The 19805-nt window shown below is 60.4% G+C and carries 16 protein-coding genes and 1 tRNA gene; 2 read left to right on the forward strand and 15 right to left on the reverse strand.

Annotated elements, in window-relative coordinates; genetic code table 11:
- Positions 1-154: 154 nt before the first annotated feature.
- From glmM to DW024_RS08255, 12 genes are all read right to left on the reverse strand, one after another.
- Positions 155-1486: a phosphoglucosamine mutase gene (glmM, locus tag DW024_RS08200; RefSeq protein WP_118377435.1), complete on the reverse strand. Its 1332-nt coding sequence runs from the start codon at positions 1484-1486 to the stop codon at positions 155-157.
- A gap of 3 nt (positions 1487-1489) precedes the next feature.
- The gene (locus DW024_RS08205) at positions 1490-3820 is read right to left on the reverse strand and encodes a DUF4012 domain-containing protein (protein ID WP_118377436.1); all 2331 of its coding nucleotides are present in this window, start codon (positions 3818-3820) and stop codon (positions 1490-1492) included.
- A gap of 143 nt (positions 3821-3963) precedes the next feature.
- Complete coding sequence (locus DW024_RS08210) at positions 3964-4986, reverse strand: DMT family transporter (RefSeq protein ID WP_199576951.1); 1023 nt, start codon at positions 4984-4986, stop codon at positions 3964-3966.
- Between the two features lie 125 nt (positions 4987-5111).
- Positions 5112-5822 carry a signal peptidase I gene (locus DW024_RS08215; protein ID WP_117629006.1) on the reverse strand — a complete coding sequence of 237 codons (711 nt, stop codon included), beginning with the start codon at positions 5820-5822 and terminating at the stop codon, positions 5112-5114.
- Positions 5822-8059 carry a DUF2357 domain-containing protein gene (locus DW024_RS08220; RefSeq protein WP_117716602.1) on the reverse strand — a complete coding sequence of 746 codons (2238 nt, stop codon included), beginning with the start codon at positions 8057-8059 and terminating at the stop codon, positions 5822-5824. Before DW024_RS08220 ends, DW024_RS08215 begins: the two co-directional genes overlap by 1 nt.
- A gap of 69 nt (positions 8060-8128) precedes the next feature.
- Positions 8129-9082 (reverse strand): hypothetical protein, encoded by a 954-nt coding sequence (locus DW024_RS08225; protein ID WP_118377437.1) that lies wholly within the window; start codon positions 9080-9082, stop codon positions 8129-8131.
- Positions 9083-9157: 75 nt separating this feature from the next.
- Positions 9158-9835: a hypothetical protein gene (locus tag DW024_RS08230; protein WP_118377438.1), complete on the reverse strand. Its 678-nt coding sequence runs from the start codon at positions 9833-9835 to the stop codon at positions 9158-9160.
- On the reverse strand, positions 9828-10574 hold the full coding sequence (locus tag DW024_RS08235) for a signal peptidase I (RefSeq protein ID WP_117776666.1): 747 nt from the start codon (positions 10572-10574) through the stop codon (positions 9828-9830). Before DW024_RS08235 ends, DW024_RS08230 begins: the two co-directional genes overlap by 8 nt.
- A 60-nt stretch (positions 10575-10634) precedes the next feature.
- Complete coding sequence (locus DW024_RS08240) at positions 10635-11432, reverse strand: hypothetical protein (protein ID WP_117855719.1); 798 nt, start codon at positions 11430-11432, stop codon at positions 10635-10637.
- Between the two features lie 2 nt (positions 11433-11434).
- Positions 11435-12421: a hypothetical protein gene (locus DW024_RS08245; RefSeq protein ID WP_117776668.1), complete on the reverse strand. Its 987-nt coding sequence runs from the start codon at positions 12419-12421 to the stop codon at positions 11435-11437.
- Between the two features lie 13 nt (positions 12422-12434).
- A complete protein-coding gene (locus DW024_RS08250; RefSeq protein ID WP_118377440.1) occupies positions 12435-13271 on the reverse strand; it encodes a hypothetical protein in 837 nt (278 codons plus the stop codon).
- A gap of 11 nt (positions 13272-13282) precedes the next feature.
- On the reverse strand, positions 13283-14167 hold the full coding sequence (locus tag DW024_RS08255; protein WP_117776670.1) for a hypothetical protein: 885 nt from the start codon (positions 14165-14167) through the stop codon (positions 13283-13285).
- A 230-nt stretch (positions 14168-14397) separates the two neighbouring features.
- Here DW024_RS08255 and DW024_RS08260 point away from each other — a divergent pair.
- Positions 14398-14472: transfer RNA gene (locus tag DW024_RS08260), tRNA-Val, on the forward strand.
- A 362-nt stretch (positions 14473-14834) separates the two neighbouring features.
- Here DW024_RS08260 and DW024_RS08265 read toward each other — a convergent pair.
- The gene (locus tag DW024_RS08265; RefSeq protein ID WP_117855716.1) at positions 14835-15848 is read right to left on the reverse strand and encodes a hypothetical protein; all 1014 of its coding nucleotides are present in this window, start codon (positions 15846-15848) and stop codon (positions 14835-14837) included.
- Between the two features lie 407 nt (positions 15849-16255).
- Here DW024_RS08265 and DW024_RS08270 point away from each other — a divergent pair, with 407 nt between their 5' ends.
- Complete coding sequence (locus DW024_RS08270) at positions 16256-16954, forward strand: DUF5710 domain-containing protein (protein WP_117776672.1); 699 nt, start codon at positions 16256-16258, stop codon at positions 16952-16954.
- Positions 16955-17521: 567 nt separating this feature from the next.
- On the opposite strand, the gene DW024_RS08275 is transcribed toward DW024_RS08270, so the two are convergent.
- Both DW024_RS08275 and DW024_RS10105 read right to left on the reverse strand, forming a co-directional pair.
- Positions 17522-18604 (reverse strand): HNH endonuclease, encoded by a 1083-nt coding sequence (locus tag DW024_RS08275; protein ID WP_158572187.1) that lies wholly within the window; start codon positions 18602-18604, stop codon positions 17522-17524.
- A gap of 124 nt (positions 18605-18728) precedes the next feature.
- On the reverse strand, positions 18729-19688 hold the full coding sequence (locus tag DW024_RS10105; protein ID WP_158564543.1) for a hypothetical protein: 960 nt from the start codon (positions 19686-19688) through the stop codon (positions 18729-18731).
- Between the last annotated feature and the right edge of the window lie 117 nt (positions 19689-19805).

Below are 19805 nucleotides of genomic sequence, written 5' to 3' on the forward strand. Positions count from 1 at the left end.
TGGTTTAAAGCTGGCCGCTGCGCGGCCAGCAGACTAAAGTCTTGAAATGAAAGGGCGCTGACCTTCTGGTCGCGCCCTTGAAATTGAACGTCAGATTGCCGCTTAGGGGCGTTTGCAGCGTCGAGCAGTTACGCGGTTTGGTAAAACCGCGTAACTACAGAGCCTCGAGTGCGTTGGCGATGCGCTTCATGGCGGCATCGGCGGATACTTGGTCGGGCGCCTCGGCCAGCACGCGGATAACCGACTCGGTTCCGCTCTTGCGTACGAGCACGCGGCCCTCGCCTGCCAGCGCAGCCTCGGCCTCGGCGATGGCGTTCTGCACGCCCATGTTCTCGAGCGCGGCGTCCTTGTCCGCCACGCGCACGGCCACCTGCGCCTGCGGTAGCAGCTTGCACGGAGCCGTGAGCTGCGAGAGCGTCTCGCGCTCGGCGCGGATCACTTCCATCACGCGCAGCGAGGTCATAATGCCGTCGCCCGTGCGCTCGATATCGCCAAAGATCGTATGGCCCGTCTGCTCGCCGCCTAGGCTGTAACCGCCCTCGCGCATCTTGGCATACACGTGACGGTCGCCCACACCGCTGGTCACGGCACTTAGGCCGGCAAGCTCCAACGACTTGATCAGGCCAAAGTTGCTGGCAATCGTCGGAACCACGGTACCGCCCGAAAGGCGACCGTGCTTGTTCAGGTACACGCCGCACACGTACAGGATCTGGTCGCCATCGACCACGCGCCCGCGCTCGTCCACGGCCAGGCAGCGGTCGGCATCGCCGTCATAGGCAAAGCCCACGTCCAAGCCCTGCTCCACCACGTGGCGCTGCAGACGCTCCATATGCGTGGAGCCGCAGTCGACGTTGATGTTAAAACCATCAGGCGCGGCATTGATCACGCGCACGTCGGCGCCCAGCGCGTCGAACACCGGCTTGGCCACCGAGGACGCCGAGCCGTTGGCGCAGTCGATGCCGATCTTGACGCCCTGCAGCGAAAAGTTCGCGCTGGCGATGAGCGAGGCAATGTAGCGGTTGCGGCCCTGCATGTAGTCCACCGTGGCGCCGATGTGGTTGCCCGTGGCCAGCGGCACCTCGCTCTTGCCATCGACGTAGTCCTCGATGAGCTCCAGTACGTCCTCGTCCATCTTAAAACCGTCGCTATTGACGAGCTTAATGCCGTTATCGCAAAACGGGTTGTGGCTCGCGCTGATCATGATGCCGCAATCGAAGCAGCCTTCCACGGTCTGATGCGCTACGCCCGGCGTGGGGATCACGTGCAGCATATAGGCGTCCGCACCGCTCGCGACCAAGCCACTCACCAGCGCCGCCTCGAACATATAGCTCGAGCGACGGGTGTCCTTGCCCACGATGACGCGCGCCTTGCGCTCGCGGTTGGCGCCGTAATACCAGCCCACAAAACGGCCAATCTTATAAGCGTGCTCTACCGTCAGCCCAACGTTGGCCTCACCGCGAAAGCCGTCGGTGCCAAAGTACTTCATATCTTACTTATCCTGTTCGAACGTTTGAGCGGTCGGCGTGGTACGAACCTTAAGCTCCTTGTGCCCAGAGTCCTTCGAAGTCGTGACCGTGTACTCAACCTTTATGTCTTGTCCAAGAAGCATGTGGACACCGCCCCATGCAACCTTCAAGCCATCGTGCGTCGCTTCGTTCATCTCGATAGAACCGGAGCCCGAAGTCTTAATGTCCGAAATGCTGCCTCCCGCAGGAGCATAGAGATAAAGCCTCAGTACCTCATCATCAATATCCTGGCTAATGCCGTTATGGCCCTGGAAATAACCAGGCATCTCGGCCTTCTCCTGGGGGGTCATCGTGTTCTTGAGCGAGGTGGTCACTCGATACGTCGTCGAGCCATCGGCATTTTCAACCGAAGAATCGATGGTGACTCGCTTATCGAGGAACCAATCCATCTTTGAATAACTGTAGTTGTTCACATAGACGCCCAAGATCGGAGCCTCCGACGTATCGGCTTGGAGGGCGCCCGATATTCCAAGGGCCTTCGCGGCCTTTTCCTCGTCATCGTTTCTCGAATACATGAGGATGCGACCCTCGGAAGCACCCTTTTCGATGGCTCCAGCAATCTTAGCAATATCGCTGGAGCCCAGTTCGTCCACGATCTTGTTAAAAGCCGATCCGGCAACCGCCGCAAAAATGGCGTCCTGTTCCTCTACCGGGTAATTCCAATAAATATCGTGCAGCAGCACCTTTGCAGCGTTGCTTCCATCAACGACGGTACCGTCAGGAAGCTGTGTGCCGCCTACAATGCCGAGCATATACTGCAAAAATACCGGATCGACTGCAAATACGCCGTCGATGTCATCTCCGACAATGGCCTTCTGCATATCGCTGGCAAGCTGAGCCGCACGCGGATAATCGGGCGTCATCGTAACGTCACCCATCGTGTATCCGAGCGTGTTGAATCCGGTCAGGCCCCATCCGGTCGTGAACAAGTTTGCTTCTTCATCGGTGATGGGAAGCGGGCTCAAAGGCTCTTTCATCATGTCGACTTTGACAAAATCGCCCAGTTCGAGCTTACCATCAGTCACCGACATCACGCCGCGAGAACCGGGAAAACCGCCACAGGCGCGGATCTCGACATTGCTCATCGCGAGCACAAGATAATGACGCGTCTGGCCGTTGGCGCCGAGCATCTGGGGAAGGACGGGGGCGACTTTCTCCGCCGCGTCAACCGCGCCGTTGAGGGTGGCAAAGCCGTCCTTGGCCTTATCGACAAGCTCGGTCACCTGGGAAATATGAGTATCGCCAATGCCCTGGATCTTCTCGTTGGCGCTCTTGAACACCTTCGAGCTGCTGGAAAGCGAATCGGCGACCGCCTGCAGCGCGGACACGTTAATCATGCCGTCCTGAAACAGCTTGCCGGGCGTGGCCTGCGAAAGGTTATCGGCCATGGGAACCAGCGCGTTGCTCGAGACATCGGACAGGGCATCAATCATGGTGCGGGCCGCATTGATGTCGCTGCCATACACCGGGATAAACGAAGCCGCCGTCCACAGCGGGCTCGAGGTCTCCGCCTTCATGCTGTCGCAAAGCTCATCAATCTTCTTCGCGTCGTCAGGCAGCGTCGAAAAATCGCCCGACGTGACCTTGTCCTTAAGGCCACCGACAATCTCGACGGCCTCCTTCGCTTCACTCTTTACGGTCTTTGCCGAGTTAAGCAGCATAAAGCCGCTTGCGCCAAGCGCAACGAGAAGCACCGCGACTACAGCGGCAATAATGGCGCCGGTGTGACGCTTTTTGCGTTCGCCCTTGCGATGGCGATGACGGACCAGACCGTCAGAGGTCGAACTCGACGAAGCGTCGCTACCATAGTTCAAGCCAAAATCGTAATAATCTTCCTTGGAACCCGAGCCCGCAAACTCGGCACCGCTATCATCCAGGCGGGCGAACGTGCCAGTCTCGGAGGCGCCGGTGTAAATCGTGCCAAGGTTACCCGTAAGCCCCGCGCCACCGGCAGAGGGAGTATTGTTGGCGGCCTTGCCGGCATTAACGTTGCCGGCGGTATTCGCGGCGTTGGCAGCACCTGCGTTGTTCGCAGGTATCGAAGGGGCCCCGCTCGGCTGCGACGTGGAGGTTGCACCGCCCGCAAAGACATTCCCTCTTGCACGGCCGGTCTTTTTTGCCTTTTGAGACTGCTCGTACAGAGCGGTAAACATCGCCGTCTCGCCCGGGGACACGCGCTTACCGGAACCGCCCTGCCCAGCGCCGCCCGGCGTGCCGGCCTTACCAGCCCCGTTCGGACGCGGCGGAACTGCAGGACGGCCGCTATCGCCGCCCTTAAAGTGATTACCAGCCATAAAGAAATCCTCGCAATTGAGTCGCAATGAAAAAGTCCATAACGTTACTAGTTTATGGCATTTTGAGCATCGACAGCTAAACTCCAGACACGGACATCAATTGGCGAAAATGTGGCACAACGCCTTTTCCGTCTTGGCGCCAGCTACACCGTCAAAAACACCATCGCGATAATCATGGCAAAGCCCGCCAGGTCGGTGGGCAAAAACACCGTTCCCAGCATAAGGGCGCTGGTGATGGTGGCCGAAACCGGCTCCATGGTTCCAAGGAGGCTCGCGCGCACCGAGCCAATCTCCTTAACGCCCTGCATGTAGAACATATAGGCGAAGAACGACCCCACCACAATAAATATCGCGAGCGCGCCGACACCCGAGGGGCCGAGCGCCGGCATATGCGCCCACGGCTGGGTAAAGATACTCATCACGATTCCCGCCGAAAGCATGGCCGAGCCCGTGACGACCGGGCTACCGTATTTGTTGAGGATTCCGGCAGGGATGATTGCTATGCAGGCACCGCCCACTGCGCACAAAAGGCCCGAGAGCAGGCCCATCGGCGAGATGTTGAGCGTACTGGGGTCGCCGCCCGTGGCGATCAAAAACGTTCCGCCCAATGCGAGCAAAATGCCAAGAGCCTCGCGCGTGCGCGGCAGTCGATGCGCGGTGACGCAGGCATACCCCATGACGACCACCAGCTGCAGGCACTGGAAGACAGTCGCGGTGCCCGCGTTGGTCAGGCGCACGGCTGACAGATAGCAAAGCTGGTTGAACAGCAGGCCAAAGATCGTAAACAGAATAAGCTGCTTGCGATCGGCGGGGGTAGTCCACAGCTCGATCAAGCGGTCGCGGTCTTTTCTGAGCACAACGAACATAAAGAGCAGGCCAGCGATAACTTGGCGCACGCTCATCAGCCAAAACGTCTCGATATGGCACACGTCAAAGAGGTAGCTGGCGCTGGTGCCAGAAAAACCCCAAAACGTACCGCCGGCAAACGCGGCGAGCGTACCCAGGGCCATCTTGCGCGCCTGGGCGTCGTTGAGGCGGTCGCGCCATGCGCGGCGGGTGCTGCGGCTCAGCTCGTCAGTCCCCTCGGGCACGATAAAATCAGACGCCGCCGTCATCGGTACCGAAGCCCTTTCACGTGCACACTGCGCCGAGCGCTTCTGTTCCATCCCACTCCCCAGAAATCAATTGGCAACAAAGCGCTCAAACTGTAGCACGAATATTGATACGGAAATGCGGGCGATTCGGAACATCTACGAGCATCCAAATTGCAGGGACGAAAGGCACCGAAGAGCTATGCCGAGCGGTTGGAATCGCCTGGGGCGCCGGGATCGGCTTCCGCACTTTCATCGGTATGGCCACCGTCGGCATCGCCCTCGTCACCGGCGTCGCCCTGCTCCTCCTGCTCGCGACGGCGCTTTTCGCGAATCTGCTCCACGGCTGCGCGCAGGGCGGCCTCGTCCTCGGCGCGTGCCACCTCTTGCGTTGTCTTGACCATATGGCGAATCTCGAGCACCAGCAGCACGATCAGCGGCACCACGATAAGCGGAAAGAACAGCAGCGGATTGGTGAGCAACGAGACCACCACGCCCAGCCCCGCCGAGACAAAGACCACGCGGCCCACCACGTCGGCGGCGGGCACGGGCGCGGCGTCCTCGACCGGATTGGCATCGCCCTTGGTGCGGTAGACCGGCGTGCCGTCGGCCGCGGCCTCCACGGCAACGATGCGGTGCGTGTTGAGTGAACCCTCCAGCGCGTCATCGGACGAATGGAAGGTGATGATGTCACCCACCTGGTAGGCCTGACTGTTGTCGGTATCGACGACGATAAACGAGTGCACGGGAATCGCCGGCTCCATAGAGCCGGTCAGCGTGCGCATAAAGCCATAGCCCATGATGGTGGGGATCTCGCCGGCGGGCGTGAACACCGTGCGCAGCAGCACCACAAAGGCGACCAGGATCACCACGGTCGCCAGCACGTTGATCACGCGGAGCACGTGCTTCATCACTTGTCGGCGTCCTTTGCGGAAGGCTCGACGTCAGTGGCGTCAGATGCCGAAACGTCGGTCTCATCTCCCTCAACGGTCGTGGCGACATCGCCCTCGGCGGCCTCTCCGCGCAAGCGAGCCAGCAGATAGCGCGACAGGCTGTTGCCCTCGGCACGGCGCTCGGCGCGGGCGCGATCGCGCTCGGCCTGTTCCAGCTCGTGCGCCAACGAGGCCAAGCGCTGCTGCATCTCCGCGCGGGCGGCCTCGAGCTCGCGCTCGTGCGCGGCCTTTGCGGCGGCGAGCTCCTGCTCAATACGCTCCCCCGCCTCGAGCTCAGCTGCAGCGATACGCGCGTCGGCGTCGGCACGAGCCTCCTCGGCGGCACGCGCGGCGGCATCGCGCTCGGCAGCGGCAGCGGCGACCTTCTCGCTGGCATCCACCGTAGCCTGCTCAACGGCAGAATCGGCGGCAGCACGGGCGGCGTCGATCGCAGCATCGGCGGCCTGCTGGGCGGCAGCAACCTTCTCCTCGGCCGCGGCAACGGTGTCGGCGAGCTTCTGCTCCGCCTCGGCCGCGGCGACGTCGGCAGTCTCCTGCGCGGCACGGGCATCGCGCTCGGCCGCCAGCCGCACTTCCTCAATCTGCAACTTGGCGGCATCCAGCTTGGCATGCACCTCGGCGAGCTCCTTGGCAGACGCCTCGCGCACGCCGGCAAGCTCGGCTGCGGCGGCGTCCTTGGCGGCCTGCAGCTCGGCAGCGTCGGCAGCCGTCTTGGCAGCCAAGGCTGCGGCAGACTCACTCTTGACCCGCGCGACTTGCTCGGCAGCAGTCTGCTCGGCAGCCGCGACCCTAGCATCTGCGTCGGCGCGGGCGACTGAGACCTCGGCATCGGCCTCGGCGCGCATCCGCTCAAGCTGAGCCGCCGCGGTCTCACGTGCTTCTGCAGCGGCATCCTCGGCAGCCTTTTTACCGGCCTCGACATCCTCCAGCGAGGCGCGCAGTTCCTCGACATCGGCCTCGGCAATCTGTGCGCGCTGCGTCAACGCCAGCTCGCGTGTCTTGGCCTCGTCCAGTTCATCTACCAGATCGTCGCGCTCATCGGTCAGCGCGTGCGCCTGCACTTTCCAGGACTTCAGCTGCCCCTGGAGCTCCTCAATCTGCTCGCGGGCCTCGGCCAGCGCCTGCTCGGCATCGAGCTGGGCCTGCGTGACCTCCTCCACAAACACACGACGAACCTCAACATCGGGCAGGTCGGGGCTATCGACCTGCACCTCCTTGATCTCTTTAATAAACTTGGGCGCCACCGGCGCGTGTTGCACGCTCTCAAGCTCCTGCAGGTTGCGCTCGTCGTCGGTCAGGCTCTTAAAGACGGTGTAGTTGTTGATGAGGTTGGTGTACATCTGCACCATGTACTCGTCGTCGAACGCCAGCGCCTGCTGCTGCACGTCGATGTTGTAACCCACCTTGTCGTAGCGCTCCATAAACTGCCACAGCTGGTAGCACTTGCGGTAGTTGGGGTCTTTCATGATGAGGTTGGTGCGCTGAATGGGGCTGCGAACCGCACTGCAGCCGTTCATGATCTGGCAGAACGACGCGCCGCGCAGCGCCATGACCAGGCGGCGCACGCGGTCGATGCGCATAAAGACGTCCATGTTGTCGGCGTCGTTCTCGGCGAAGCTCTGACGGTTTTTGACCGTCATCTCCACGCTGTACTCGATCTGCTCGTACGCGTCGTCGATCTTACTGTGCATCTTAAAGCGGTTGCGGATCTCGTTGCCCGTCGACCAAAAGATCACGTCGGTACGCTTATCCACAAACGTCAGCAAGCGCTGAATCAGATGGTAGATAAAGCGGTTCTCGTACAGGTCGTACGTCTCGACGGTATTGACGTTGAGGATGCGCGTAGGGTGAACGCCGCCGTCCTCACTCGGCGCCAAAAACTGCGTGTTCTGGCTCAGATGACGGACGCTGTCGGCGCTGATCTTTTTAGCGAGCGAGACCGGCACCACCTCTTCCTCGGTGGTGATAAAGCGGCGCGGCTTTTCGATGATGGTGTTGATGGCGTCGAGCGAGTCCTCGATCATGCTGATCCATTCCTCGTCCACCACCTTGACGAGCTCCTCGCGCTGCTGTTCGATCGTGGTGCCCGAGGCCTGCGCCATCTCAAACAGATAGCGGAAGTAGCGGCTGTCCTCCTGGATGGGCTCCATCTGCTCGGAGAAGCTGGTATAGAGGTCCTGAATGGTCTCGGACATGGGTTACTCCATAGATTGGATCGATCGGAAAGGGGCGGGGCGACATCACGTCGCCCCGCGCTTACGACATTAGTAGAAATTCTGGATCCGCTGCAGGTACATGACGGAATCGGGCAGACCGCCCTCGCCAAAGGTCTTCTCAATGTACTCGATCAGGCCCTTCATCTCGTCGCGCACAAAGCTCACGTTCATGGACTCAAACTTCTTGAGCACCTTGCGGGCGATGATGTAGTCCATGCCGCCCAGCTCGGTGCCGCCGCACGCCACGTACACGGGGATAAAGTCGTACATCTGCTTGATGATACGGTTACCAAAGGCCAGCTTAAAGCGGGTCTGCAGGTACTGGTCCAGCTTGTGCATCTTCTGGAGCAGCTCCTCGTCGATCACATACTCGACCTTGGCCTTTTGGAATAGATACTGCAGGTGATCGGCCGTCACGTGCACGCGCTCGTGCGGCTCGCACTCAAACGCGTCGGCGCGCTCGTTGAGCTCGATGGGGATTGCGCGGTCGTACACCTTGTCCGTGATGGTAAAGGTGGAGTCGTCGTTGTTGGCCGTGCCGATAAACCACAGGCTGTCGGGAATGGTGAGCTTGCCGTCGTGCAGGGCCTTGGGGTCGGCGGCCCACTGGGTGGGCACCAGGTCGAGCACCCATTCGTCGTGGCTGGGCATCTCGAGCACCGACAGGATCTCGGCAAAGTAGTACTCCACGCGGGCGAGGTTCATCTCGTCGAGCACGATCATGGACGGGTCCTGGCGAAGGCCCGCCTCATACACGGCGCGGAGGAACTCGGTCTCGTTAAAGCGCTTGGAAAACTCGTTGAAGTAGCCCAGCACCTCGGTGCGGTCGCGGAAGCTCGGCTGCACCGAAACGATGGTCGCGGGGTTGTCCAAGTAGCGGCTAAAGCTGTAGGGCAGCGACGTCTTACCGGTACCCGAGATGCCCTCCAGGATCAGCAGCTTGGAGGCGGCCATGCCGGCCACAAAGCGGCGGATGATCTCGGGCGTGTAGTAGAGCTTCATCTGGCTGCACGCAAACGCGCGGAAGCTGTCGACAAAGTCCTCCAGCGAGATGGCATCGTCGTAGACCGGCGATTCCTAGTCGCGGTACTTAAGGTCCACCAGGGACAGCTTGGGGAAGCGGTTGGCTTGGGCGATCTCTTTTTCCTCGGCAAGGGTCTTGGCCTCGACGGTCGCCTTGGCCATGGCGGCCGCGGCATCCTTGACGCCCGCACCGTCGAGCGCGAGCGACGCGTTGCCCGACATGACGGCCGTCGCCGCGGCGCCCTCGCCCGCAGCGGCACCCGTAGCGGCACCTGCGGCGGCGCCCACCACGTTACCCACCGTGGGCAGATGGTCGTCGGCCAGGGCCGAGGCGCCCACGTACGGAATCTGCTTGGTGCCGCCCATGGCATTGACCTTGAGCGCCAGCAGCTTGTTCTTCTCGTCCATGAGGTCGAGCACCTGCTTGTTCAGGCGGCCGATCTCGCGATAGAGCGCCTTGTTGGACGTGTCGTCGCGATGCAGGCGACGGTTGATGCGGTAGTGGTGGATCAGAACGGCCACGATCAGCACGGGGACCGCGATGAGCATGGCAAACAGAATGACCGCGCCGATCTTGCCCACCAGGTCAAACGTGGTGAAGTAGGTCATAAAGATGTTGAAGTACTCAACCCAGCCAAACACCAGCAGGTTAAGGATGGAGCTCACGACGGCAACGACGTTGTAGACGACCTTTGCCAGTAGCTCCCAGGCAAATCCCAGAAACTCACTCACCGTCGGTACCCTCCTGCTTGGTCGCGCTCATCGCCGCCTCGGCCTCGGCCTTCAGACGACGGGCTTCCTCGAGCTTGGCCTCGGCCTGGGCAAGCTGCTCGGCGGCGTTATCGGCCGTGACGGTAGTGTCACCCTTGCCCTCGGCGTCCACGATGGCAGCCGCGGCGGCCAGGCGGTCCTCCTCGGCCATAGCGCGCTTAAGGTTCATGCCCACCACGATGAGGTGATACACCTGGTAGATAAAGAACAGCAGCATGGGCAGCACGATCACAATGAGGAAGCCCATGGAGCTGGACAGGAAGTCCATGACCTTGCCCATCTGCGGCAGCGCGAACACGTACTTGCCCACGATATCGCCGTCGCTGATGATGTGCGTATCGGCCACGTCGTTGTTATCGCCCTTGGTGGTAAAGCTGCGCATGCCGTTGACCTCGTCGATGGCGGCGATGCGGTGCGTGTTGAGCGCGTACTCGTTGTCGATGATGGTATGGAACGTCACGATGTCGCCCACCTCGAGCTTGGAGGTGTCACACTTTTTGATGAAGATGAGGTCGCCCTTGTTAAACGTGGGAGCCATGGAGTCGGACTGCACGGCGAGCGGGGTGAAGCCGGCGATGTCCGAGACGCTGCCGTCCTCGCGCGTGGCGAGCGTGGTAAACGCATACAGGGCCGCCACCAGGATGATGATCCACATGACAACGCTCAGCGCGATGGATGCGACTTTTTTAACAGATTGCATGATGTCCCTTACTACCGTGTCTGTCTAGGTCGTGCGCGGCCCGATGGCCGCCGTGCGTATCTACTGTTCCTCGATGCCCTCGAAGCGCATCGAAACCGAATAGTTAGCTCCCTTTAGCATATTAGTGCAATTTGGGTCCGTTCCCTCGAGCCATATGCGAACGGTTACCGGCTTGTCCGTTTCTGTTATCAGGTCGAACATGTCGCTGGCCGCGGTCGCCTCGCCCGAGTCGAGCCCAAAGACGGTGGCCGAGCCAGATGAACCGCCGCCCCCGTTAGGGTTGTAGACCCAAGTATGACCGTCGGCGGTAAAGCTCATGCGCATGGCGCTTGCCATGCCCTGCGTGTCGGAGCTGAACCGCGTGCCGGACACGCCGCCGTCGCCATCCTGCCCGGTCAGGCGAACGCGCAGGTCCGTACTGCTCATAAAGTGCAGCGTGAACTCCAGGTAGGCACCGGTGGCGGGATCGGCAGTGGAACCGTCTTCGAAGGTAAAGGTCTGATAGTCGCTCGTGGTGACGGGCTTGAGCTTGGACGCATCGATGTCCACGCCCTTTTCGCTGGCGATGCGCTCCGAGATCTGATCGAAGCCCAGGCTGTGCACGTATTCGTCGAACGTGGCACGCTCGTCCAGGTCAAAGCGCAGCGAGCCGTCGGCATTGGCGTCGATCATGAGCATGCGGGTCTTGGCGCTATCGGCGATGGAGAACCAGGCGAACGTTGCCATGGCTATCGCCACCAGCGCAAACAGCACCAGCACCACGGTGGTGGTGAGCTTGCGGCGCAGGTCGATATCGGTGGGCGCGGCAACCGGAGCGCCGGTGGTCGGGCGGCGGTTGTCGGGCGCGACGTGTGCCATTGCTACTCACCGTCCAAGGTCGCAAAGAGCGACAGGTGCAAGGTGCCCGGATCTTGATAGAGATAGTCGGCGCTATCGGGATCGGTGCCCTCGATGTAGTAATAGATATCCAAACGATAGGTCTGGTCAAGCCCCAGCGTGGCAAGCGTGTTTTGCGGACGCGCGGCCGTCTCGCTCGTGTCCAGCGTAAAGGCGGCCGGGTCCTGCGTCACGTTGGCGCCGCAGGTGAGCTGACCGTTTTGCCAGCCCAGGAGCATGCCCTCGGTGTAGCCCGCCAGGCCTGCAGGGGCAGTCGCCGGGTGCTCGGCGCGGTGACCACTATCGGAGCCGTCGAGTTCAAAGATGTTGGTGGCAAGAACCTGGTTGCCGCTCGAGATCTTTATGCCCACGCGGGCCGCGCGCAGCAGCTCGGCATCGGCGCCCTGCGGGACCAGCGATTCGGCCAGATACAAGCTGACCTTACCCTTTACTTTGCTGGCGCCCGTTCCGGTAATGGTGGGGCGCAGATTGATCCAGCCGTGGTAGAACGCGGAACCGTTGTCTTTTGCCTGCTCAAACACCGTGGCATCGCCGGCGGAGTTGTTTTGCGCGCAGGCAGCAAAGCCGTTGAGATCGAAGGTCGAGACCGGATAGAGCGTCACGGCGCCAGTCGCATTGGAAGTCAGGGAAACATCGCCCTGCTGCGACCAGCCGCCGCGATCGGCGTCGCCCAGCTCCAGCACCAGCTTGGACGTGTCGCTGTGCACGCTCACCGAATTGGTGTTGACCTTCATGTTGTTGGTAAACCAGGCGTAGGTCGCGGCGCCCAAGGTGGCGGCGAGCGCCACCATAACGAGCGCGATGTAGGCACGCGCGTGGCGAGCGTGGCGGCGGGCGGAGGCACCTTCGGGCTGCGAGCGCTCGGCGGTCGCGCCGGAGGGGACCGCGGGGCTCTCGCTCTGGGTTTTGGCCTCGCAGCTATCTGCCGGCATGCGCTTCTGATCTTTCACGTCGCTCACCCCCTTATGCCTTGGCCGCGGCAAAGGCAAGCTGCAGCACCACATCGCGGGCCTGGGCCTCGTCGATGCAATTGGCGTCGCAGCCTTCCATGTACACAACGTAGCGAACGCTTGCCACCTCGTTGGCGGCCAGCGTGCAGATGGGCGTGGCACCTGCGCGCGCCGTGGGCGTGTCGCCAGTGCCGTCCATGCTGTAGGCGCTTATGGCGCGCACGGGGTCGTCGGTGTAAGTCCAGCCCGAGGCACCGACCGCTACGACCACGCCGTCTTGCGCGGTGGTACGCCTGCTGGTGGCACCCGAGGTGTTGCCCAGGTCGTCGCAGGTAAAGATATGCATTTGTGTACCCGACTGGGTTGTAATGACCAGACCCAGGCGCAGCGCGGCCAGCAGTTGCGGATCGCTCGTCACGCTCATCTGCCCCTGATACAAGTACACGTTGAGCGCGCTATCGCTGCCCTTAAGGTACAGCGTGCCCGAAAGGGCGTAGTCGTCCAGCTGCGCGGTGCAGTCGGCGTAGTCGGTCGTAACGCCGGCGGCGTTTTGGAACGTGCCGCGCCAAAAGCGGGAAAGGTCTGCCGTCGAGATGGGATAGAGTGTCTTGTCGGCGGCGGCAAGCGTTGCCGTCGTGTCCCAGGGCCCGTTGGCCGAAAGGCCAATCTGCAGGTCGGAGCCCTCGTCGCTTACCGTGTGCACCACGGGCGTCACGTTGGTGAAGCGCGAGTTGCTAAACCAGGCGTAGGTGGCGGCGCTCAAGGCGGTTACCAGCACCAACATCCATGCGGCCGCGGCAACCATGCGACGGCGCGAACCCAGGATGTCTTTGATGTTCGATGCACTCATGTCCAGCCCCCTTACGAACGCTTGCCGGCAAAGCGCAGCGCCAGCGATTGCAGGCTGGTGGCGGCCAGGTTGTTGGTGCAGTCGGGGTCGCAGCCTTCCAGCCACACGTACACATCCACGCGCACGGGCGTGCTGCGGTTGGCGCCCTCGGCAGCGGCGGGCAGGCTGCAGATCTTGGTCGTGGCCTCCTTGAGGCTCACGATGCCGATGTCTTCGTTGTAGTCACAGAAGTTTGCACTAGTCAGCTGGTCAAAATGAACCGTTGTTCCATCGGAGCGGGTGCTGTCGAGCACCAGGTGGTTCTGCTCGCTCTCGCCGGCATCCTTGCCGTCGAGCGTGTTGTAGCGCGCCTGGGGATTGTGCTCGCCCGAGACCTCAAAGACGTACTGGCCCGTCACGGTATCGCCCTGCCCTGACGCATAGGTAACCAGTCCCACGCGCAGGGCGGTGGAGATGGGGTTTGCCGGATCCTGCTCGGTAAAGTCGATACCCGACAGGTACACGTCGGTCGCGGCCGAGTTGGTAGCCAGGTACAGGGAAGTCTTGTAGTAGTCGGAATGCTCGGCGGCACCAAACATGTTGGCAAAGAGCGAGTCCTGGGTGGTTCCACCGGTAAAGCCCGTTACCTTTTGAAAGCCGTTGAGCACGTTGTCGGTCGAGACGGGATCGAGCAGACCCGTAAAGCTCAGGCCGGCGTTGGTTTTGTATTCGCCGTCGTACTCGTTGGAGATAAGGAAGGTCACGCCCGTGCCCGCCGCCATCTTGACGTCGGTTATGTGGCGGTTGGCGTTATAGATGTACCAGGCATACGTTACGGCTCCGGCAGCAGCAAGCGCCACCAGCAACGTGGCGAGCATGCGATTGAACTGTTTTTGCAGCGAACGCGCGTCCGACATGCCCCTCCCCCAGATGCCGTGTTGTAAACCGCCTGGACATCATTTGCCCATAATGGAGTTATTTTACGCGAACGTGCAGTTCATCGGGGGTACAAACGGAATATTTCGCGTGCCCTTCGCGCTGCATCGGGGCGGATAGGGTCGCAAATCGCCGCTTTTTAAAAAATAGTTCTTGCCACTGGGCGGGAGCTCCGTTATATTATTTCCTGCGCACTCGCGCACCCTTGATCGGGCGTTTAGCTCAGGGGGAGAGCGCTTCCCTGACACGGAAGAGGTCAGAAGTTCAAATCTTCTAACGCCCACCAAATGTTCGCAGCTCAGAGGCTTCGCCTCTGAGCTGTTTTGTTTTACGGCGACCGAGCCCAAAGCGCCCAAACAGCCCCAGCAATCGCCACGATCAAACCCGAATGGGTCTCGCAGTCACATATAAGTAACCCTCTTTAAATTGAGGTCTAATACTTTTCCCGAGAAGTGAACGAGCTTATTTGGACCCCTGGAGCATCCACACTTTTTGACGTCAAAACCGCAGGATTCCAGCAGCAAAACCGCAGGAAACGGGCCCCTAAAAGTGTCGATATTTCGGGGGTCCATTCTGGCTCGTTCACTTCTCGGGAAAAGTATTAGATCTGGATATATGGCCGCTAATTCTAACCCCCTGTTACCGCCCCTACCAATACTGATGCGCATCGATAACGGCTTGCCAGAGCCAAAATCGCTTCGTTTCGGCACGCGCATGGGCAAAATATCGCTGCTCTGCACTCATCGCCTTGTTAAAGATGGGGCGCTTATTCCGATGCAGCTTCCGTCGGATGCGTTCGCACAGCCGAACGAGCTTGTCGTAGTCATTTGCTTGGTCGGTTGTCACAGTAAAATACGCTACTCCCTCAAGCAGTTCCAACTCGTTGCGGCGCTCGGCATCCTTGTGGATCTTCTCGCGGCCGTCATGAATGGCATCGCTGTCGTAGTCGACCATCGCGGTCAGCACCTCTGGCAGCAGCCCGGCCTTTACTTTATCCCTGCCCACCTCGACTTTAGCCGTAAGCGTAATGTCGGGCGTGCGCTCCAACACGCGCAGTTTGCGCTCGCGCCCATCGTTGAGTCCATCGCGAATGAAAGCCTTCTTGTTGAGCTCGGCCTTGCCCAATGCATACCCGCCGTAGCGCGCAGGCAGCGACATAAACATGCACAGCCCCGACTCCCTCGGAGAGCGCGATCCCTCGATCACATACGCAAGCAGCGCCTTTGCCTTCGCGAGACCCCTTACCTTTGGGGACGCCTCGATATACGCCGCAATGAGCTCCTTCGTCGTGAGCCTGCCATCGCGCATGCCCCCATCCCTGCTTGTCACCCCACCGGGAGCAAGGTTATCCAACCGGTAGTTCGATGTCATGGCATAGCCGGCATAGATGGCCTCGGCCGCAGAGCTGTCGTGCGCAACCTGCACAAACGCCAGCTCGGGGGAGCACACATACGCATCCAGGCCGCCCATCCAGTGGCCCAGCGAGATAAACGAGCCCGCCGGGAGCTCGTTGGTGCACAGGTGCGTCTTAACATGCTTGCTCTGCCGACGGTCGGCACGCGATGGCACCAGCAAATCCAGCGTTTGGATCCCCAGATCATAGCGATCGATAAAATCCTGCGCCTCTTGGTCCAACAGCGCACAGGCACCTGCAATCGACACGACCTCTGGTTCCGAATCCCCAAAACGAGGGTTCGGCAGGTGCGCCAAAAGCGCCAACGCAGCGTTATGTGAAACGATAAAGTAACCCATGGCGCGAAGATAGCACGCGCGTCGGCGGCCGCTGGCGGTCCTGGCGAGTTTTCGGCAAACGACCAGCAGTTTTTTGCCGCGGCGCAACCAAAGTGTTCATTCGTCGACGTCTAAATGCAAATCCGTCAAACTTTTGGCAAGGTTGCCGCTCAACTGACCAAAAGCTGACCATTTGCTTGCCCATTTACTTGACGGTGCACCCTCGCCAAAATGCTCCGCGGCTTCTCGGGCGGTCGAAGTGCTCGTTTAGCGACCACACACTCGCCGCTGGGGTATCCTTGGAGCACATGCACCGCAAGCCGCACAAAGGAGCCGCCATGCGCACCGAGCTCGATGTTCCCTTTTCGCACAAAGACAAGGCCAAGGCCCTGGGCGCCAAGTGGGACCGGGCCAAGAAGATCTGGTACGTGCCCGATGGCGTCAACCCCGAGCCCTTTGCCGCGTGGCTGCCCGGCGTGGATCGCTCCGACCCCAGCGCGCCCTACATCTACCTGGTGCTGGGCAAGCGCGAATGCTGGAAGTGCCACGAGCAGACGACGGTCGCGGCCTTTGGCATTCCATATCGGGTGGCCGAGGACTCGGGCAGCAAGGCTGCGCCCAACGCCGCGCCCGCCATGGACGATGCGGGCCACATCGTGATCGACACCGCCCGCGCCAATGCCGTGGCCATCGCCCCTGCACTGGGCTGCGTGCCGGCCGAGATCCGCGACTACCTGCGCGAGCGCTGCGGCTACAAGCCCGTTACGTCGCGCGCCACCAAGACCGCATCGCTCGCCAGCACCTGCACCGGCTGCGGCGCGCTGCAAGGCAGCCATTACCTGTTCGAGGAGCCCACGTCGCCGTTTGCACTCACGGCCATCAACAAGCTGCCCGCGCTGGAGTTCGTGCGCGTGGAAGTCGCCGGCGTCTACGGCATCCCCGCCAGTCAGAGCAACTTTGACCAGGCGCTCTTCACCTGGGCACGCGACCACCACACCCAGTTCCACAAGCCCTTTTGCGAAGGGATTTATCTGTAAGGCATCTTAGGCACCGGCGAGTACTTCTGGCGGCGAGTCACCGTCTAAAGATAGAAGCGCTCGAGCGTGGATAATCGCCCATTTTTGACAGCCTTTCAGCCCAAAAACGTCCGATAATCCACCCTCAGTTTTCAATCGTCCAAAAATCCTCGCTCGCTAGCTGACAATTAGGCATCAGCATCGTCATAGGAAATAGTGCATCCGCAGGTAGGGCATTGCTGAGGATAGACCGGAAGGCGCAAGCCCATCCGAGCCCGCGGGTTGGCGGCATGTTTGTCGCGAGCGTCGATAAAGCAGATGTCTAGGCATGGGAGGTCTGCGCCGCAGCGAGGGCAGGGCAGGCAGATTTGGCTACAGCCGGCCTCAACGGGCGGGAACAGGCTCCGGTCCATTAACGCTCGCGGTAAGTTTCCATATGCGCCGCGCGCGATATCGCTTCGCCATCCCATGGGCTCCCCTTTCCCGTTTTAACCGTTGAGGAGAGGATGGCAGGATCGTGCAGCTCTCGATGCGGCGCAGCGCGATCCGATCAATCGACATGATTGGGTCGTGGCGAGCAACACCCGACTAATACGGAGCAACCGCCTCCGCCCGACGCCGCGATTCCGAGAAAGCGAACTCAGCTCGATGGGCTTCGAGGAATCGGGCGTTAGGACGCAAGCGATGTTCGTCCGGCTCGCGCAGCACCGAGCCTGCAAACGTCGCATAATCCGTATGCTCCAGAAGGTACGACCCGCAAAGTTGATAGTCGCCACGCACCAACTCAAACGAAATCAGATGGGCGTCGAACAGCGAATGTAGGTCACGGCGCAGCAGAATACCGTTGCTGACAACCTGCGACTTGGGACCCGAATAGTTCTCAATATGCGCAGCTTCGAGCGCTTCGCTGACATTGCAGCCCGAAACAGCACACTTACCGGTATAGGCCTCAAAGAGCTGAGTGCGGAAACGCTGCTGGCCGATTCGCTCACGGCGCAGCGCGTAGCGGACCTTTTCTTCGTCGCTCGCCGAGGCGCCGGAAAACTCCGCCGCGATTGGATCGTCCTTCATGTAGCTCATGTCGGGGTAGAAACGTGCATCGGGTCCGCCCTTGTGAACGGGGCCATGCAGTACAAACCAGCTGTTCTCCGGCTCGTAGCGCTCAACGAACGCTAGGCCGAGCACCTTGTAGCCAGCGCTCGTTGCAAAGAACACGCCAACGGGAACGCCGCACTCCATGCAGTTGATCATTTTTTCGTTATAGCGTTGGTCGCGCCAGCTTTCAACCGAAGCACTTTGCGATGAATACTTGAACACCCACGTGCCGTCCTCAAGATAGAGCGGGGGAACATCGGAATAGCTCCCACTTGTAGAGCTATGCACCGAAAGCGCAAAGGTCTTTTCCACAGGATGCTTGATGTGTCCACGACCCGGCCAATAAATACCTGATTGACGCGAAACGCAAAAGGTCTCAGAGCCAATCATCATGCGATAAGGATACTGGGGGCTATCAGCTTTAATGTTATGAGGAAGTTTTTCCCAAATCTCGCCACGCTGCTCCTCGCGCAAGAACCACTCCCAAGCCAAAACATACTCAGTCGGCACAAGGCTACAAGCGCGGTCGTAACTCGGCCGAGCAATCAGCGGAACACTAGAAGCGATGCCGTCCATAAGGAACCTCCAGGAAGAACAGTTCTCCACATTATCGCCTACGCAGCAATGGCACCGCACGAAAAAGGGCTCACTTCCCCCGAAGTGGGCCCTTGGGCTAGCCGTATTTAAGCAAACGTTGGCATTATGGCGTTGCGACACCGGCGAGCTTGACGCTGACGTTATAGGTCGTCGGGCTGTTCTCGATGGATTTGCCGTTAACGCAATCCGCGTCGGTTCCTTCCATCCAAATGTAGACGTGAACGGCAATGCCCTTGTAGCCAACACCAGTTGCAATGGGGTTAGTGTCCGCAGCAACCGAATAATCACCGCTCGTGCCCTTAGTGGCAACCCATCCGTCCGTGCCGCCAGTATAGATGTGCCTATAGGTCGCCTGCGCGAGCGTCGGCTTACCATCAATGTTCTGGATGCTCGTCCAGCCAGCAATGGCGGTTGCGTCGTTACCCTTGCCCTTCTCATCGCTCATGGCATACACGACGCGCAGGTCCTCCGGACCGGTGCCCGACTTACCGTTATCCCCAATCGCCTGCGTGGTAATCGCAACGCGCAGAGAACCAACCATGGTCTCCGAAGCTTCGCCGCCCACGGGCTCAATCGTTACGGGCGCACCATCAGATGCATCGAGATAAACATCAGCCGTACCAGTATCGGTAATGGTGTAGACGATGTAGTCGCTTTTAATGAAAGCGTTGTACTTCTTGCCAGCAACCTCATACTCGCCCGGCAAAGCCTTGGCAGTCGTTGAGAAATTGGGCGTTGAATAGTCGGTTACCAGGCCTTGGTTGTCCCAGCCGTTGCAAACGTACCAATTCTTAAGGTCGTCAGTCGAGGACGGGCTGAGCGTGGCACCCATGGTCTGGGCCTCAAGCGACTTCTGCTCGCCACCATGTTGGGCGCCGTTCTTGAGTTCATCGATCTGGAGGATGAAACCATTGGTCGTCGCGCTAATGGTTGACGTGGTTGCGGAGACCTTTGTATTCGCAACGTACCACGCATAGGTCGCTGCCGACAGGGCAAACGCAGAGAGGACCACGCTAACGGCGGCCGCAACAAGTTGTGTTTTTAGGCTCTTAGACGATTGCACGTAATCCTCCTTTCAAAAACAAAACGGGCGCCCGGCGCATAAGCCGGGCGCCCGTTAAAACGCATGGGATAGCTTAGTTTACCTAGTGACAGCGTTGTTTGCGCCCGCCACGTCTTT

It is taken from the genome of Collinsella sp. AF37-9 (genome assembly GCF_003475115.1).
GTDB lineage: Bacteria > Actinomycetota > Coriobacteriia > Coriobacteriales > Coriobacteriaceae > Collinsella.

Bases quoted from the DNA above. Each gene is read 5' to 3' on its own strand.
- glmM (WP_118377435.1), bottom strand. From the start codon at position 1,486: ATGAAGTACTTTGGCACCGACGGCTTTCGCGGTGAGGCCAACGTTGGG.
- DW024_RS08240 (WP_117855719.1), bottom strand. From the start codon at position 11,432: ATGGCACACGTCGCGCCCGACAACCGCCGCCCGACCACCGGCGCTCCG.
- DW024_RS08235 (WP_117776666.1), bottom strand. From the start codon at position 10,574: ATGCAATCTGTTAAAAAAGTCGCATCCATCGCGCTGAGCGTTGTCATG.
- DW024_RS08215 (WP_117629006.1), bottom strand. From the start codon at position 5,822: ATGAAGCACGTGCTCCGCGTGATCAACGTGCTGGCGACCGTGGTGATC.
- DW024_RS08270 (WP_117776672.1), top strand. From the start codon at position 16,256: ATGCGCACCGAGCTCGATGTTCCCTTTTCGCACAAAGACAAGGCCAAG.
- DW024_RS08225 (WP_118377437.1), bottom strand. From the start codon at position 9,082: ATGAAGCTCTACTACACGCCCGAGATCATCCGCCGCTTTGTGGCCGGC.
- DW024_RS08275 (WP_158572187.1), bottom strand. From the start codon at position 18,604: ATGGACGGCATCGCTTCTAGTGTTCCGCTGATTGCTCGGCCGAGTTAC.
- DW024_RS08205 (WP_118377436.1), bottom strand. From the start codon at position 3,820: ATGGCTGGTAATCACTTTAAGGGCGGCGATAGCGGCCGTCCTGCAGTT.
- DW024_RS08255 (WP_117776670.1), bottom strand. From the start codon at position 14,167: ATGTCGGACGCGCGTTCGCTGCAAAAACAGTTCAATCGCATGCTCGCC.
- DW024_RS08220 (WP_117716602.1), bottom strand. From the start codon at position 8,059: ATGTCCGAGACCATTCAGGACCTCTATACCAGCTTCTCCGAGCAGATG.
- DW024_RS08250 (WP_118377440.1), bottom strand. From the start codon at position 13,271: ATGAGTGCATCGAACATCAAAGACATCCTGGGTTCGCGCCGTCGCATG.
- DW024_RS08210 (WP_199576951.1), bottom strand. From the start codon at position 4,986: ATGGAACAGAAGCGCTCGGCGCAGTGTGCACGTGAAAGGGCTTCGGTA.